Source organism: Desulfovibrio ferrophilus (assembly GCF_003966735.1).
In the GTDB taxonomy this organism is placed as follows: domain Bacteria; phylum Desulfobacterota; class Desulfovibrionia; order Desulfovibrionales; family Desulfovibrionaceae; genus Desulfovibrio_Q; species Desulfovibrio_Q ferrophilus.
Map to the genome: position 1 here is coordinate 1,948,609 of NZ_AP017378.1, position 15,627 is coordinate 1,964,235.

15 protein-coding genes are annotated in these 15,627 nt (G+C 57.4%); 4 read left to right on the forward strand and 11 right to left on the reverse strand.

All coding sequences use genetic code 11. The annotated features are described in order from the left end of the window. Positions 1-2: 2 nt before the first annotated feature. From mraY to mraZ, 7 genes are read right to left on the reverse strand one after another with little or no spacing between them, the layout of a single operon-like run. Positions 3-1,079: a phospho-N-acetylmuramoyl-pentapeptide-transferase gene (gene mraY, locus EL361_RS09090; protein WP_126378730.1), complete on the reverse strand. Its 1,077-nt coding sequence runs from the start codon at positions 1,077-1,079 to the stop codon at positions 3-5. Next, entirely contained in the window at positions 1,076-2,476 is a 1,401-nt protein-coding gene (locus tag EL361_RS09095; protein WP_232034747.1) for a UDP-N-acetylmuramoyl-tripeptide--D-alanyl-D-alanine ligase, read from the reverse strand. Before EL361_RS09095 ends, mraY begins: the two co-directional genes overlap by 4 nt. Then, positions 2,470-3,915, reverse strand: coding sequence for a UDP-N-acetylmuramoyl-L-alanyl-D-glutamate--2,6-diaminopimelate ligase (locus EL361_RS09100; RefSeq protein ID WP_126378732.1), 1,446 nt, complete (start codon positions 3,913-3,915; stop codon positions 2,470-2,472). The genes EL361_RS09095 and EL361_RS09100 overlap by 7 nt, the downstream gene beginning before the upstream one ends. A gap of 1 nt (position 3,916) precedes the next feature. Further along, positions 3,917-5,905 carry a penicillin-binding transpeptidase domain-containing protein gene (locus EL361_RS09105; protein ID WP_126378734.1) on the reverse strand — a complete coding sequence of 663 codons (1,989 nt, stop codon included), beginning with the start codon at positions 5,903-5,905 and terminating at the stop codon, positions 3,917-3,919. 3 nt (positions 5,906-5,908) lie between these two features. Then, entirely contained in the window at positions 5,909-6,214 is a 306-nt protein-coding gene (locus tag EL361_RS09110) for a hypothetical protein (RefSeq protein ID WP_126378736.1), read from the reverse strand. Continuing rightward, positions 6,214-7,200: a 16S rRNA (cytosine(1402)-N(4))-methyltransferase RsmH gene (gene rsmH / locus EL361_RS09115; RefSeq protein WP_126378738.1), complete on the reverse strand. Its 987-nt coding sequence runs from the start codon at positions 7,198-7,200 to the stop codon at positions 6,214-6,216. The genes EL361_RS09110 and rsmH overlap by 1 nt, the downstream gene beginning before the upstream one ends. 12 nt (positions 7,201-7,212) lie before the next feature. Then, on the reverse strand, positions 7,213-7,668 hold the full coding sequence (gene mraZ, locus EL361_RS09120; RefSeq protein ID WP_126381395.1) for a division/cell wall cluster transcriptional repressor MraZ: 456 nt from the start codon (positions 7,666-7,668) through the stop codon (positions 7,213-7,215). 421 nt (positions 7,669-8,089) lie between these two features. Here mraZ and EL361_RS09125 point away from each other — a divergent pair, with 421 nt between their 5' ends. Further along, entirely contained in the window at positions 8,090-9,097 is a 1,008-nt protein-coding gene (locus EL361_RS09125; RefSeq protein WP_232034748.1) for an HD-GYP domain-containing protein, read from the forward strand. 100 nt (positions 9,098-9,197) lie between these two features. Here EL361_RS09125 and EL361_RS09130 read toward each other — a convergent pair whose 3' ends face one another. Next, complete coding sequence (locus tag EL361_RS09130; protein ID WP_126378740.1) at positions 9,198-9,998, reverse strand: EFR1 family ferrodoxin; 801 nt, start codon at positions 9,996-9,998, stop codon at positions 9,198-9,200. A 141-nt stretch (positions 9,999-10,139) separates the two neighbouring features. Between EL361_RS09130 and EL361_RS09135 the strand changes: the two genes are divergently transcribed. Then, positions 10,140-10,745, forward strand: a complete 606-nt coding sequence (locus EL361_RS09135; RefSeq protein WP_126378742.1) for a TetR/AcrR family transcriptional regulator — start codon at positions 10,140-10,142, stop codon at positions 10,743-10,745. 66 nt (positions 10,746-10,811) lie between these two features. Here EL361_RS09135 and EL361_RS09140 read toward each other — a convergent pair whose 3' ends face one another. Continuing rightward, positions 10,812-11,588, reverse strand: a complete 777-nt coding sequence (locus tag EL361_RS09140; protein WP_126378744.1) for an NHL repeat-containing protein — start codon at positions 11,586-11,588, stop codon at positions 10,812-10,814. Between the two features lie 121 nt (positions 11,589-11,709). On the opposite strand from EL361_RS09140, the gene EL361_RS09145 reads away from it, so the two are divergent. Continuing rightward, positions 11,710-13,146 carry an aminotransferase-like domain-containing protein gene (locus tag EL361_RS09145; RefSeq protein WP_172961692.1) on the forward strand — a complete coding sequence of 479 codons (1,437 nt, stop codon included), beginning with the start codon at positions 11,710-11,712 and terminating at the stop codon, positions 13,144-13,146. A 30-nt stretch (positions 13,147-13,176) separates the two neighbouring features. Here the strand turns inward: EL361_RS09145 and EL361_RS09150 are convergent, their stop codons facing one another. Next, a complete protein-coding gene (locus tag EL361_RS09150) occupies positions 13,177-14,127 on the reverse strand; it encodes a delta(1)-pyrroline-2-carboxylate reductase family protein (protein ID WP_126378747.1) in 951 nt (316 codons plus the stop codon). A gap of 265 nt (positions 14,128-14,392) precedes the next feature. Beyond that, positions 14,393-14,881, reverse strand: a complete 489-nt coding sequence (locus tag EL361_RS09155; RefSeq protein WP_126378749.1) for a CBS domain-containing protein — start codon at positions 14,879-14,881, stop codon at positions 14,393-14,395. 216 nt (positions 14,882-15,097) lie between these two features. On the opposite strand from EL361_RS09155, the gene EL361_RS09160 reads away from it, so the two are divergent. Next, complete coding sequence (locus EL361_RS09160; protein WP_126378751.1) at positions 15,098-15,622, forward strand: type 1 glutamine amidotransferase domain-containing protein; 525 nt, start codon at positions 15,098-15,100, stop codon at positions 15,620-15,622. Positions 15,623-15,627: the final 5 nt, after the last annotated feature.

Here is a 15,627-nt window from a genome sequence, read left to right on the forward strand (position 1 = left end):
CTCTACCTCAACTTCAATGTGGACAGGGCCATCATCCCGAGCAGGATGGACAGAATCCAGAACCGTGTAATGATCTTGGATTCAGGAATGCCCTTGAGTTCAAAATGATGATGCAATGGAGCCATGCGGAAGATACGTTTGCCGCCAGTGAACTTGAAATATCCAACCTGCAGAATGACCGAGAGAGTCTCCACCACGAACAGTCCGCCCACGATGACCAGCATCAGCTCGTTCTTGCACAGCACGGCCACGAATCCGAGGCTGCTGCCGATGGACAACGAACCCACATCTCCCATGAACACCTGGGCCGGATAGGCGTTGTACCAGAGGAACCCGAGCCCCGCGCCAACGAGTGCCCCGCAGAACACGGTCACCTCACCCATGCCCGCCACATAGGTAATCTGCAGATACTTGGCGATGGCAACGTGCCCGGTGACGTAGACAAAGATGGCAAAGCAGCCTGCGGCCACGATGGAGGGTCCGATGGCCAACCCATCCAATCCGTCGGTCAGATTCACGCCATTGGACGATCCCACCACAACCAGTACGGCAAAGGGCAGATAGAACCAGCCCAGGTCAGGCCGCAGTCCCTTGAAGAAGGGGAATGCCAAATGTGTGTCGTAGGCCGGCTGCTGGATAAGCAGATACATGGCCGCACCGGCCACAAGAATCTGCAAACCGAACTTGGCCTTGGCGGACAGGCCCTTGTTGTGCTTCTTGACCACCTTCAGCCAGTCGTCCATGAACCCGATGGCTCCGAACCCCACAAAGACCAGCAAGGCCAACCAGATATACACGTTGGTCAGATCGGCCCACATGAAGACAGCAACCAGAACACCAAAGCCCATGAGCAGACCGCCCATGGTTGGTGTCCCCGCCTTGTGCATGTGTGCGGAGACGTCCTCATGGATTTCCTGACCGAACTTGATGCGCTTCAACAAGCGGATGAATGCAGGACCGACGACAATGGTAATCAACAATGCGGTCAGCAGTGCCCACACCGACCGGAAAGTGATGTAGCGAAAGACGTTGAAGATACCGACATCACTAAAGAGTGGATACAGCAGATTATAAATCATTTGCCGCAGTCCCCTTGGTTACCCGCCAATTCGCGCACGTAACGTTCCATTTTGCAGGAGCGGGATCCCTTGACCAGCACAACGCCGCCGTCAAGATCCAACTCCGCGAGATTTGATTTAAGATTCCGGGGTTCATCGGTCTGCATGAAGATCCCGGGCCAATCACCGTTGCCCAATCCCTGGCGCACGGCATCAGCGTGACCGCCGAACCAGAGCAGCGCCCTGGCGCCTGTCTTGGCTGCAGCCAACCCCAGTTCGCGATGCAGGTCGGCTGCGCCGTCGCCAAGCTCCTTCATTTCGCCCAGGACCAGAACAAGAGGCCGCTGGCCTGCCAGTTCGGTTGCATTGTCCATGGATCTGCGCATGGACAGGGGATTGGCATTGTAAGCATCATCTATGACGGTCCACGGCCCGGCCTCGCAAATCTGAAAGCGGTGTTCAGGCACGCTGGCGGCCAGAATCCCCGCCTTGATGGCAGCGATGTCACTCCCCATCGAATGCGCTACAGCCGCAGCAGCGATCATGTTCTCCGCGAAATAGGTGCCCATGAACGGGGCCTCGAATTCCAACACATCATCTCGGAGAGTCAGGCGGAACCGACCACTCCCATTCTCCAGTGGGCCGAGGTACTCACCCTTGTAGGGAGTCTCTGCGCCAGCGGCGGAGAACCCGATCACGTCCGGTTTGATTTCCTTGGCGCAGTCCCAAAGCAGCGGGTAGTCCATGCACACAAAGGCCGCGCCGCCATCGGACAGATAGCGCAACAGGTCGGTCTTGGCCTTGGCCACACCTTCCAGACTGCCCAGCCCTTCCAGATGTGCGGGGCCTATATTGTTGATCACCACCACGTCGGGCCGAACCATGGCCCCAAGCTCATCCATGTCATGAGCCTGGCTGATGCCAAGCTCCAACACCCAGAAGGCCTCGGCGCCGGTCAGCCCCATCATGCACTGAGGCACACCGAGCTGATTATTGAAATTCTTGTAATTCTTACCCGTCTCGCCCACGGCTTCGAGCATCCCGGCCAGCATTTCCTTGACCGTTGTCTTGCCCGCCGAGCCGGTCACTCCCACCACAGTGGATTGCGCGGCCATGCGCCATGCTGCACCTAAGGCGCCCAAGGCCTGCAACACGTCTCGCACCATCAACACCGGAGCACGCCCGGCCAACTCGGGCAGAGGACGCGAAACAACCACGGCGGCTGCGCCTCCGTCCATGGCCCGACCGGCAAACTCATGCCCATCGAAATTTTCGCCAGACAGGCAAAAGAAGATCTCGCCAGGTCGCAGCACACGACTATCCGTGCACACGCCCGACAATTGAATGTCCTGGCCGTTCTCCACGTCGCCCAACGCGCCCATGGCGATAGCAGCCTGCGTCACTGTCAGATTCAACACGCCAACTCCCGGATCACTTCGGCATCGTTGAACGGAAAACGCTCTCCGCCGATATCCTGATAGGTTTCATGTCCCTTGCCTGCCACGATGAGCACATCGCGGGGCCCCATCTCCGCAATGGCCTTGGCGATGGCCTGCCTGCGATCGGGATCCTCAATGACCTCGGCGCAACCTCCGAGCCCGGGCCGGACATCATTCATGATCTCCAGCGGAACCTCATGGCGCGGATTGTCGGAGGTCAGAACGGCCACATCCGAGTGCCTGCACACGGCCTCTGCCATGAGCGGACGCTTGGCCTTGTCGCGGTTGCCGCCGCAACCGAACACACACAGCAGGCGTTTGAAATCGAGTTCTCGCACACCGGAGAGCACATTATCCAAGGCATCGGGGGTATGGGCATAGTCCACAAAGATGTTCAGACCACGATTATTTTCGATACGCTCGAGACGCCCGGGAACGCCCATGAACTTTTCCAGTGCCTTGAGCTTCTTGGGTTTCAGGCCCAGAGCCAGACCGACGCCCTGCACGGCCAGCAGATTGGAGGCGTTGTGTCGTCCGATAAGCGGAGAGGACAACTCCCAAGAGTCGTCACCGAACTTCATCTTCAAGACCAGACCATTGGAGTTCATAGACCTGATCTCACCTGACAGTCCCTTGCCCTCGCCCACATTGGGGTAGCGCAAGCCGTAACCGATAGCGGGGTTGTAGCGCTGCAGCAGGATGCGCCCGTAGGAATCGTCGGCATTGAGAATGGCGACCTTGCCGGGCTTGGAAATTTCCTCGAACAGTTTGGCCTTGGCCCGGAAATAACTATCCATGTTGCCGTGATAATCCAGATGATCCTGGGTAATGTTGGTCAGCACGGCCACATCGTAATCCAGTCCCCAGATACGATCCTGATCCAGAGCGTGGGAAGACACTTCCATGACCACAGTATCCACACCGCTGCCAGCCATGTTGGAAACCAGCTCGTGCAACTGCCAGCAATCCGGAGTGGTCAGGGGAGCCTCGAGGGTGAACCCTGGCCAACGGTAGCTCACCGTACCGATGACGCCGACCTTGTGCCCGGCATGGGCCAACAGATGCTCCAGCATGTAGCTGATGGTGGTCTTGCCGTTGGTTCCAGTGATACCGACGACAGTCAGGCCCTTTTCACGGGTCTTGAAATATGCAGCCGCCAACTCGCCCAAGGCACGGCGGGGATTTTCGTGCACGATCAGCTTGGCCTTGGTTCCGGCGGGCATGTGCTGTCCGCTGCGGGCAACCACATAGGCGGCACCACGAGCCACGGCATCGGGCACATAGGCCGTGGCATCCGTCGATGCACCGGGAATGGCAACAAAAACCTCACCGGGCTGCACAGCACGCGAGTCCGAACGGACCATCAGTCCATCCGCCACTTTGGCAAGCAATTCATCCCAGGTATATTCCGACTTCATATCAACTCCGGCCCGGATGTTTTCCGAGCCATAAAACGCAACGTTTGCTCCCGTCAGGCCATGCTCGTCCCGGCTTGGGGTCCTGACGTCGGACGACAACGCCTTCTCCCTCGAAATCGGGAACGGTTCCGGCAGTTGCGAGAATCTCAACTGCCCGCCGGAGGGACAGGCCCACAACATCTGGTACGGTCGAACCCGCCTGCCGAAGCGCAGTGCGCATCCGGCCTTTCTCATGCATTCCAAGAGCTGATCTACGAACAGTCCCATCCTTCCCACTCCTTGCTGCCGTTGCCAGGACTGCCTCAGCCGCAGGTTCCGGGAGCTTCCCCAGAAAAGCCAGCGTCTGTATGGCAATTTCCCTGACCGCCGGTGCCGCAACCACGCTTCCGTAGTGATTGGGTTCCGGTTCATCAACCATGACCAGGACCAGATATTCCGGCTCCCCCGCCGGAATGAGGCCGACGAACGAAGCGACATACTTATCGCCGTATCCGCCCTTGGCCGAGGCCTTCTGGGCCGTACCGGTCTTGCCACCGACATCGATCCCATCAATGCGAGCCACACGGCCCGTACCATCTTCCTCAACGACATCCCGCATCATGGACAGCACTTCGCGGGCGACGTCGACATCAAAAACTTTTCTTTCTGGCTCCTGGGACTGCTCCCCCTTGAGCAACTTCAGCGGAACCATGACGCCCTTGCGTGCCAAGCACAGATAGCCGCGCGCCACTTGCAACGGAGTCGCTGACATCCCCTGACCAAATGAAATGTTGGCCAGATCCACCTTCTGCCAGGCGCCTGGTTCGCGCAGGATGCCTTTACTCTCACCGGGCAGATCCAATCCCGGACGCGCCCCGAATCCAAGTTTGGACAAGTAACCATGCAGCCGGGAGGCTCCCAGCTCGAGCCCGATCTTGGCCGCGCCGATGTTCGATGAGTAACGAAGAATCTTGTGTACCGGCAGGATGCCGTACTCATGAGTATCCCGAATGGTCGCTCCGCGCATCTCCCATTTGCCATTCTCGCAGTCAAAGCTGGAATCGCGAGTCACGGCTTTTTCCTGCAACGCCGCCGCGATAACGAATGGCTTCAGGGTCGATCCAGGCTCAAGAGCATCCAGAGCGATGCGGTTTCGCCAAGACGAGGGACGATACTGACCGTAGATATTCGGATTAAAAAAGGGATACTGCGCCCAGGCCTTGATCTCACCGGTGGCAACCTCGATCACCAACCCGGTGCCATTGGAACCCTTGTTGCGGACAACGGCCTTTTCCAGAGCCTGTTCGGCCACGGCCTGAATATCTGCATCGATGGTCAGATGGACGTCTTCGCCTCGGACATCATCGCTATCCTCGGAACCATCCAGATAGAGCTTCCGGCCTCTGGCATCACGCTGGACAATGGTCTTGTCCTTCTTACCCACAAGGCGGAGCTGTAGTGACCGCTCCAGGCCTTCCAGGCCCTGACCGTCGTATCCATTGAACCCGAGGAGTTGACCGGCCAGATGGCCGTTGGGATAAAACCTCTTGTACTCGTCCACCAGTTCGATACCTGGCAGTTCAAGGGCCTCGACCAGAGACGCCTCGCGGTCATTGACCTGTCTGGAAAGCCAGACAAAAGGTCGTGTGGACTTGAGTTTCCCTGCGACCTGACTTCGGGGAATGCCAAGAATCCTTCCCAACTCTCTCGAGACACGGGCCGAATCCTTCACATCCATGGGACGCGCATAAATGGAGCGACTCTGCACGCTTTGCGCGAGCATCCGCCCCTGGCTGTCAAAGATCCTCCCCCGCTCACCACTGATGAATTCGGATGCCAAATGCTGACGCTTCGCCATCCGCGCCAGCTCGTCGCCCATGAGCACCTGGACCTGAAAGGCCCTGCCCCACAGCACCAGCCAAGTCGCCCCGAAGAGCAACGCAACGACAGTCAGCTTGATGCCGGCCCAATCCCGGCGTCTGACATGTCGTGGCGCGTACTTGGCAGCCATGGTCTACTCCTCAGGCGGACCCTGTGGATCCTTGTCCCCGTCGGTGATTCGCCGCAGCCGTCCCTGGCCGGCTGGCCCGAGCCCTAGCTCGGTCGCCTTGGCCCGAAGCCTGTGCGGCGACAACAAATTGTTGCGCTCCAGTTCAAGCTTGCCGATCAGAGCTTCGACTCGCTCCAACTCCACCTGCTGCGTTTTCAGGCCGTAGGCCAGGTCCATGCGCTCAATATTGCACCAGACCAAACCCAAACCCAGCAGCAGCGAGAGAGCCAGAAGCCCCGCCGTCGCCCAGACCCATTTCGCCCCGGCCATTATGCCTCCGGGGTGGGTGAAGCAAGCCTTTCGGCAACCCTCAACTTGGCGCTTCGCGCCCTGGGGTTGGATTCACGCTCACTCTCACCCGCAGTCACGGGCTTTTTTGTCAGTATCTTCAGTTGCGGCACATGACCGCACTGGCAGATCGGCACTTCCCGGGGACAAAGACAGCCCTTTGCCTCCTTCTGGAACATGCGCTTGACGATCCTGTCCTCCAGCGAGTGGAAAGAAATGACCGCCAATCTGGCTCCCGGCTTCAGGAAAGGTAGTATCCGGTTGAGGTATTCCTGAAGTTCATCCAATTCCCTGTTCACTTCCATGCGCAGGGCCTGAAACGTCCGGGTAGCCGGGTGATTCCGCGCCGTGGCCCGCAATTTCGCGGGATAGGCGTTCTCTACAAGGGCCGCCAGTTCCAGGGTTGTTTCAATGGGCTTCTTGAATCGGGCCTCGATAATGGCCCGCGCAATACGCCCGCCCTGGGGTTCTTCGCCGTAGCGACCGATGATCATTTTCAACTGCTCGAATGACGCCTTATTGACGATCGAACTCGCAGGGGGTTGCCCATCGGCATGACCCATTCTCATGTCCAGCGGACCGTCCTGAATGAAGCTGAATCCACGCTCGGGATCGTCCAATTGAAGAGACGACACTCCGATATCGATCAATGCCCCATCCAGAGAGTCCCAGCCCAGTTCGTGAAGCGGTCCCTCGAATTCGCTGAAGCGGCTTTGTGCAAAACTGACTCGCTCGCCGAAGCGTTCCAGTCTCTGTGCCGCCAGCTCGAGGGCCTGCTGATCCCGATCCAGGCCCAACACTTCTGCCTTGCCGTCCGAACGCATCATAATGCCTTCGGTGTGCCCCCCCATACCCAGCGTGCCGTCCAAATAACGACCGCCCGGGGTGGGCTCGAGATACTCCATGACCTCTTCAAACAGGACAGGGATATGTCGGTCAGCGGGGCTTTTCTGATCTTGTTCGCTCATCCCCGCTCCTCCCTACAAATGAAGCTCGAATCCCTTGTCGGCGAGCTCTGCCATGTCCTCATCAAAGGCCTCTTCCATCTCGCGGCGCTTGGCCTCAAACACATCCTGGTTCCAAATCTCAAACTTCTTCCCAACTCCGGCAACGACGACCTCCTTATCGAGTCCAGCGTACGAACGAAGGTGGGGAGGTATGAGAATTCGCCCCTGCTTGTCCAGTGAGACTTCCATGGCTCCTGAAATAAAGAACCGCTGAAAGTTCCTGAGGCGCTTGTCCAAGACATTAATGCGGTTAAAGCTTTCTTCAATGCGCTCCCACTCGGGCAAGGGGTACCCAACCACACAACCATCAAAATTGGTCAGCATCAGAGCCCCATCGGAACCCAGGGAAGCCGCGGCTTTCCTGAACTCTGGCGGAATCATCAGCCGCCCTTTCGGGTCGAGGCTGCGGTTTGAATGTCCCCTGAACATGCGCATGGCTTTCACTTATTCCCACTTTTTACCACCATCTACCACCAAGAGGCGGGTACATGTCAAGGACATTTCAAATTGAGACCTTGTATTTTCTAGAGATTGTCTAAAAAATACCTTAAAAAGTAAAGAAGAGCGGTTGACAAGGTATTCAAAAAAAAGAAGGACTGTGGTGTCACACTCGTTCAACTGGCGGAGCAAACAATTGCAATGGTGGTTTTTCGAAGGGCGATGCGCCACACAGCGGGTGATGAAGACTCAGATCGACACTGAATGCAACGGCTGAACAAAGTATGTGCGATCAACATCCAGAGGGCAGGCTTGCCCTTCAGCGATGGAAGAGGGCCACAGCTTCCGAGCAGGGATGGATTATGATAGCCTCAGGGACTGCAACAGGGCATCACACAGGGAAGGGACAGATATGTGCGCAATGAAAAATACGCTCAAATCCAGCATCATCGATAATCTCGACGAAGAATACTACCAGATCAGCACGGATATTCTCTCCAGCTTCCCGAAATTCAGACCACCTTTGGATTTGTTCATTCTCAAGGAAGAAACCGCTCAGATACTGTTGCTCAAAAAGAAAGGCGACCGCATGGACAAAGACGAGCAGGAACGCGTCGCCGAACTGTGCAAGGAAGGAAACATCTTCGTTGCACGCAGCGATCATGCCGTCTATTCCAAACACATTGCCAAGCAGCTGGATCTGGTACTGGTGGACGAGAACCTGAAGGAAGGGGAAATCGCGGAGATTTTCTGTTACGCCCTGACCGACCGTATCGAAGAATTCATGGAGCAACCAGTCAAGGCCGTATTTACCAAACTCTATAACGATCTGATGGTGCTTACCGAATACGTCTGGGAGGACCAGAATCGGGTAAAGAGCCTGGTACGACGACTGCATACCGGTGAGCATTCACTGGCCAAGCATTCCTTCAACACCGGCGCACTGGGCCTATGGCTTTTCGGAAAGGTTTTCCCCGGGGGCTTCAACCGCCGCGTTTACGACAAGACAGCCCTCGCCCTGTTCCTGCACGACATGGGCATGGGCAAGATTCCCGCCTTCATCCGTGACAAGGAAAAACCGCTGACTCAGGATGAGCGGACCAAGGTCAACATGCACCCGCTGTTGGGGTCCAAGATCGCCCTGAAACTGGGCCTCAAATTCGATGAGATGCAGCATTGCATCATGGAACATCACGAGCGCCTGGACGGAACCGGCTACCCCAACAAGGTCAAGGAGATGTCCCCATTAGGGTCCATCTGTGCGGTGGCGGATTCCTACTGCGCCATGATCACCAAACGCCCCTACGCCGAGGCCATGGAGCCGCTGGCGGCGGCCAAGGAACTGGGACAGTCCACCCGAGCCTACAGCACGAAGGTCACAAAATTCCTTCTGGAGGCCGTGGTCAGCGAACGCTGGTGACACGGGCCCATCACAGACAACAAACAAAAGGCTCCCCGACAGGGAGCCTTTTGCTTGCGCCAAACCAGTCTGCACAAGCGATTCTTCAGCAGACATTCACTCAGTCTAAAAAATATTCCGGGGCTTTTCGTTCCACAAAAAGTGTGTTCACCCTTCGCCGAGCCTCCATGACCAGACCAGGCTTCATGGTTCTGGCTCCTTGTGGGCACTTCTTGATGCAGGCACAGCACGTGATACATTTTTCATGATCAATCCGCGCACTCTCGTGCGCATCGACAGCACCCACAGGGCAAACCTCTGCACACACACCGCACCGCACGCAGAGATCACTCACTGCAATAAAATCAACATCCCACAGCTTCGTAATCCCGCCATAGGGACGCGTACCCGGCACCACCACATCGGAGACCTGCGAGAGGGACGAAATGGACTGGAGTTTTTCACGTATCTTCCGCCCAAAGCGTTCTGCATGGCCTAGATCTTCCTTATCGGGACGCCCCTTCGATGGTGTTTCGGAATTCGAGAACGAATGCTCACCTACATAGGCGGCACCGGCAATGGGAACACACCCGCGGCGTGTCACAATATCCTTGAGTTCGAGCAGTGCATTGTCATAAACCCGATTGCCATAGACAACAACACAGACCGTGGGAGTGTCGTGAGCCTGAATCGAATTCAGCCACTCGCTCAACAAGCCGGGGACCCTCCCCATATACACGGGGACGGCGACAATGAGCAGTTCCTCACCCGAGCTCAGCAACGGCATCTCCCGTGCCCGTGGCGTTGTAATATCAACTTCCTCGATGGTACACGGCCGAATTCCGGCCGCAATGCCATGAACAACCCTCTTTGTCGTCCCTGTCGGGGAAAAGTAGACGAGTTTCAGCAATTGAATTTCCATTACACTCCCTCCAGCTATTGTTCCCGCACTGGAGTCGGGAACAACGCGCTCCTAGTTTCGTTACGCAACGTAACGTAACGAAACTTGCCAACGGATGTCAAGCATGGCACAAAACACCTGGTTGAAACAAAGAGGTGGACGATGGTGAAGGCAAATATTGGACGCCCCAGAAGCGAAAAATCGCGCGAAGCAATACTCAATGCGGCCCATGACCTGCTCCATGAGCAAGGAGGGACGGGACTGACCATCGAAGCCATCGCAAGGCGAGCCGAAGTCGGCAAACCGACGATCTACCGATGGTGGCCCACGCTGGCTGATATCGTGCTGGAAGCGCTTCTTCGTCAGGCCAACTCAGAAATCACCGTTTCCGCATCCGAGCCATTGCAGGAAACGCTTGGCCAGTTCCTGAGGCAATCCATGAAGGTCATCGAGGATGGGGCCGGGCTTCACCTTCGCTTCCTGATGGCGCAGGCACAGCAGGACGAAGGCTTCCGCGAAAGATTTCGGACTCATTTCACCGCAAAGCGGCGCGCTGTGCTCCGCGCAATCTTCCTCCGGGCAGTGGAACAAGGAGACATCAGCGCCAGGCAAGACCTGGACATGCTGGTGGATATTGTTTTCGGCACGATGTGGTATCGACTGCTCACGGGGCACGCCCCCATGGACGAATCCTTTGCGGATGAGCTGACTGAGATGACCATTCGGTTATCTCGGACAACCCCAGCGCAGCAAGACGCGGTACCATAGCCTGGCAACATCGCGCCATCCACCCGGTGGCCCTTGGCCGGCCCTACCGAAAACACCCCTCCCATTTCAGGGCCTTGGCAACCAATAAATCCTGCCCTGCATTGTACAATAAAACAGATTGCCATCCCGATCGCAGGCCATGCCAGTCACGTCCTGACCATCCGGTACAAGAAACCGACGATAGCCGCTCCCGGTCACGGAACGAATGACCTTCGTTTGCTGATCTGCAACATACACGGCCCCCGACGGTGCAACGGCCATCAGCACAGGGTCCACCGCCATTGACGTTCCGAAACGGATCCCAGGATGCAAGACATCCGCACATGAATCCGCAGCGTCCCAAGCCGCAGGACTCACAGCACCGACCTGTTCCTGTGGGGACACGGCCTCGCGCAACGTTCCATCGCGCCCCAGACGCAACACCCGTCCCCGGCCACCTTCAAAGATGAGTAATCCACCAAAACGCTCGGCCAACAGCCCCTGCGGCTCATTCAAACCAGAGACCAGCACTGTCTGCTCACCCCGAGGCCCGATGCTCAGCACTTCCCCCCGGGATCTGGAAATCACAAGCACCTTGTTATCTCGATCAATCTCCACTCCGGCAAGCTGCTCGATGTTATCGGCCACTGTTACACGCTCATCGCCGTGTCCCAACGCAAGGACCCTGCCTTTCCCTGCTTCGGCTACATACAGCCGTCCCCGACCATCGAAGGCCAACCCACATGGATTTGCCAAGCCCTCGGTCATCAGCCTGGGAGCTTCAAAGTCATTCCCCCCGCATCCCGACACACCGATGGCACAAGCCATTACCAACAACCCGATGATCAATTCACGTGTCCGCATCACAATCCCCACTCTTTCGTTGCATGACAAAACGGATAAGAGTATTGCTAGCGGACCATCTGCTCATTGAACAGATACAAAAATGCAAAATAGAAACCTTAACAGACATCGACACTCCACTATGCCAAACACGATTCAGCCCTATCAGTATAAGAAGATAGAGGAACATGTTCTGAACCTTGTGGAATCAGGGGTCCTGCAACCGGGCGAGCGTCTGCCTTCGCTCAGGAAAATGGCCACCACCATCAGGGTCAGCGTGCCCACAGTGGCCCAGGCGTATGCAGAATTGGAAAGCCGGGGCATTCTGGAATCGCGCGAGCGCTCGGGCTTCTATGTCAGCCTCGATTACAAACGCCTGCCTGCCCCCAGCTTATGCCCCGAGGCCAGGCCCGGACAGATGGACATGAGCCGCCCAGCCCTGCTGGAAGCCGCCCTCAGAACCTGTCACGGCAACATCTGCGATGCCATGAATCGCTATTACCCGGAGAAATCCCTGCTGGCAGGACGTTGCTTGGGAAAGATTCTGCGTTCGGTCATTCAGGACGACCCCATCAGGGCTGTGTCCTACGAGCCACCCCAAGGCAACCTGGAGTTGCGCAAGCAGATTGCCCTGCGCTGCATGAATGCCGATCTGGCCGTGTCGCCCGACGAAATCGTCGTCACCCCTGGAACCATGAGCAGTATCGCCACGCTACTGACCTGCATCACCCGCCCGGGCGACGCCGTACTCATCCAGTCTCCGGCCTTCATCCTGTACCTGCGGGTCATCGAAACGCTGGGCCTGCGGGCCATCGAGATTCCCTCCTGCCCGCAGAACGGCATCCCCGTGCAGCATGTGGCCGATGCCATCCGCGACTTCGACGTCAAGGCCTGCCTGCTCATTCCCAATTTTCACATGGACGGCAGCCTCACCCCGGACAGTTCCAAACGACAGATCGTTGAACTTCTGGCGGAAAAGAACATTCCTCTGGTGGAAGACGACGTCTACGGCGAGTTGTATTTCGGCCAGGACAGACCGAGCCTGTTCAAGACCTTTGACACAACAGGGCTTGTAGCCACGGCTTCGTCCCTGACCAGAACCGTTGCCCCGGGCTATCGCCTGGGCTGGGTCCTGCCAGGAGAATTCAAGGAGCAGGTTCTGGCGCACATGTCCATGACCGACGCCCGCCCCGCCACACCGATGCAGCTGGCTCTGGGCGAATTCTTGCGAAGGGGGGAATTCGACAAACACATGAAAGGGCTGCGCGCAGCCATTTCCCTGTCCATGGCCCGCATGCAGTGCGAAATCGGACGGCGCTTCCCCGAGGGCACTCAGGTCTCACGTCCGGAGGGTGGATTCTACATCTGGGTCCAGATGCCAAAACAGGTTGATTCCAAGGATGTCTTCGTCCGGGCCAGGGAAAAAGGGGTCGTCGTCTTCCCGGGCAGCCTGCTGTCCTTCTCGGACACCTTCAAGAACTGCATCCGCATCAACTGTCGTGGGGTCTGGAACGACGACGTGCGCAAAGCCCTTGGAACCCTGGGCAACATCGTCACGGCATTGGCCGAACAGAAATAACAGCCCAAGGACTTGCCCTGCAACCGACGATCAAGAGGCCAGTGCGAGCCGTCCGGCAGCCAGATCAAACAGCGCGTGTCCAACGGATTTGAACAACACCGGCCCATGTCGATCGACGTCAACGCCCTTGGAAAGACAGCCTTTCGCGTCACCAGTAGGCGTATGGCTCTGATTGTCTCGCAGGACATCAGCCAGGAGTTCCACTCCGCCCCAGTCCACTTCTGCCTGGATCAAATCGCCTGCCTCATGCCGGGTCTCCCAGGTGTCCACCACGACGCGACAGGAACGCACCAAGCGCGCCGGGATCTCCGCTGCCTGCGGCGTGAAGGAGCCCACGGCTGCGATGAAGGCCTGCGAGGCAACGACCTCTGGCAAGACCGGCACGCTGCTCGTGGTGGCGGTAACGACCAACGAGCACACCTTCACAGCTTCTTCCACTGAGTCCACGACCGTGGCGTCCACACCCAAGTTCCGCGCGAATGCGACCATGCCCCCCGCACTTTCCCGCGAACGGGAACAGCAATGGACACGGCGGGTACCCAACCCGTTGGCAAAAGCTTCCAAGTGGGCCCGTGCCTGAACTCCCGCACCAACCAGCAACAACGATCCATCCTGTCGTGAAGCCAAGGTCTGTGCCGCAAGAAGGGAAAGGGCTGCCGTACGCCGCGCGGTCACCGTCGGGCCGTCGAGCACGCCGAGTCGCTTCCCGCTCACAGCGTCCATGACCACCATCTCCCCCTGAATCAGCGGCAGGCCCTGCGCCGGATTCCCCGGATGCACGGTCACCAGCTTGGTCACAGCCACTTTGTCATCCGAGGCTGGCATGACCAGCAAGGTACCACCTCCCGGCAACGAATCGTGCAACCGAGGCAGGGCCTCAAGCTTGCCGCAGGCCATTTCCAGCAGGACTCCGGCAATGGCCCTGGCAAGTTCGGGGTATGGCAGCAATGCCGCAGTTTCCTTGGGCGTAAACAGACGCATAAATCCCCCTTGAAACGATGAACGGCCCCCGCAGGGGCCGCTGCAAAATTCAAAAAACAATTCACAATTCACTCAACAAAACAGACGCCTGCTTTCGCTGTCCATGCCCCGCATACTGCCAATATCACGACCATGCTCCGCGCAGATTGCCTCAGGAGGGTCGGAGGCGAGGCACAAGAAAACGCCAAGGTCGACGCGTATTCATGTACGCGAGACTTTGACGTTTTCGCAGCAACAATGCAAACGGCCATGCTGAGGCAATCTGCTAGGTGAGTTGGGCCAGGACGTCTCGACTCACTTCCTTGAAAATATCGCTCTTGAAGACCACTCCCAGCACCTTGCCGCCTTCGCGCACCAGAGCCCAGCCACGGCGATGCTTCAGGAATGATTCCACCACGACCACTAGGGGATCATTGGGCTGCACTGAGGGCACGTTGTCTTCCAGCAAGTCATCCACACCCTTGTCCGAGCAGGCCTTGCAGGCACGGGTAAACGCCCTATCCCAATCGCCGTCGCTATACTTGAGAAGCATGTCCTCGCTGAACACGCACTGCTCCAGCTTGCGCATCACATTCCACATGGTGATCACGCCCTTGTATTTGCCTGTCTCGTCAACCACCACGGCGATGTGATTGTCCGCATCTTCCGAGACCGCATCCTTGAGAACCTGAATCAGGCTCACCAGACCGGAACCAGCCTCCACGCGGGTGTAATCGTCTCGCATGATATCCCAGGCACGCTTGCGCATCAGCATCAGATTTTCTCCTTTACGTCTTGGCAGTCAAAACCGCCCATGCAAGTATCCATAATTTCTTTATATTTCATGTTTAGATAGACCGCAACCGCTAGGAGTCCCTTGCTCACCCTTGCACGGGCCGAGGGATTTACCTATCCTAAGGGTTGGGGTTCTCTCGCCACCCCCAAAAAAACCAAGGCGATCACCTCTCAAATCTCTTTTAAGGACCATATCATGCTACCTCTTCAAGGCAAACGCATCCTGATGTTTGTTGATGACATTTACGAAGACCTGGAACTGCTCTACCCCCAGCTGCGGTTCATCGAGGCCGGGGCCGAAGTGGTGATCGCCGCCCAGGAAAAGGGCCGCATATACACAGGCAAACACGGCTATCCCTGCAAGTCGGACGCAGCTCTGGATGAAGTCCGTGCCGAAGACTTCGATGCCCTGATCATTGCAGGAGGCTTCGCGCCGGACAAACTCCGCCGCTTTGATTCAGTGAAAAAACTGACTCGTGAAATCTTCGAAGCGGGCAAGCCTCTGGCGCACATCTGCCACGGGGGCTGGATTCCCATCTCGGCAGGCATCATGGAAGGCTACCGCTGCACCTCCACCCCCGGCATCAAGGACGACCTCATCAATGCCGGTGCCACATGGGTGGATGAGGAAGTCGTTGTGGACCGCACCATGGTCTCCAGTCGCAAACCGGATGATCTCCCGGCCTATTGCCGAGCCATCATCGACATGATGACCGATTAGTCAGC

Excerpts from the sequence above, each read along its gene's own strand:
- mraY (WP_126378730.1), bottom strand. The coding sequence starts at position 1,079 with ATGATTTATAATCTGCTGTATCCACTCTTTAGTGATGTCGGTATCTTC.
- EL361_RS09100 (WP_126378732.1), bottom strand. The coding sequence starts at position 3,915 with ATGAAGTCGGAATATACCTGGGATGAATTGCTTGCCAAAGTGGCGGAT.
- EL361_RS09105 (WP_126378734.1), bottom strand. The coding sequence starts at position 5,905 with ATGGCTGCCAAGTACGCGCCACGACATGTCAGACGCCGGGATTGGGCC.
- EL361_RS09110 (WP_126378736.1), bottom strand. The coding sequence starts at position 6,214 with ATGGCCGGGGCGAAATGGGTCTGGGCGACGGCGGGGCTTCTGGCTCTC.
- rsmH (WP_126378738.1), bottom strand. The coding sequence starts at position 7,200 with ATGAGCGAACAAGATCAGAAAAGCCCCGCTGACCGACATATCCCTGTC.
- mraZ (WP_126381395.1), bottom strand. The coding sequence starts at position 7,668 with ATGTTCAGGGGACATTCAAACCGCAGCCTCGACCCGAAAGGGCGGCTG.
- EL361_RS09125 (WP_232034748.1), top strand. The coding sequence starts at position 8,090 with ATGTGCGCAATGAAAAATACGCTCAAATCCAGCATCATCGATAATCTC.
- EL361_RS09130 (WP_126378740.1), bottom strand. The coding sequence starts at position 9,998 with ATGGAAATTCAATTGCTGAAACTCGTCTACTTTTCCCCGACAGGGACG.
- EL361_RS09135 (WP_126378742.1), top strand. The coding sequence starts at position 10,140 with ATGGTGAAGGCAAATATTGGACGCCCCAGAAGCGAAAAATCGCGCGAA.
- EL361_RS09140 (WP_126378744.1), bottom strand. The coding sequence starts at position 11,588 with ATGCGGACACGTGAATTGATCATCGGGTTGTTGGTAATGGCTTGTGCC.
- EL361_RS09145 (WP_172961692.1), top strand. The coding sequence starts at position 11,710 with ATGCCAAACACGATTCAGCCCTATCAGTATAAGAAGATAGAGGAACAT.
- EL361_RS09150 (WP_126378747.1), bottom strand. The coding sequence starts at position 14,127 with ATGCGTCTGTTTACGCCCAAGGAAACTGCGGCATTGCTGCCATACCCC.
- EL361_RS09155 (WP_126378749.1), bottom strand. The coding sequence starts at position 14,881 with ATGCTGATGCGCAAGCGTGCCTGGGATATCATGCGAGACGATTACACC.
- EL361_RS09160 (WP_126378751.1), top strand. The coding sequence starts at position 15,098 with ATGCTACCTCTTCAAGGCAAACGCATCCTGATGTTTGTTGATGACATT.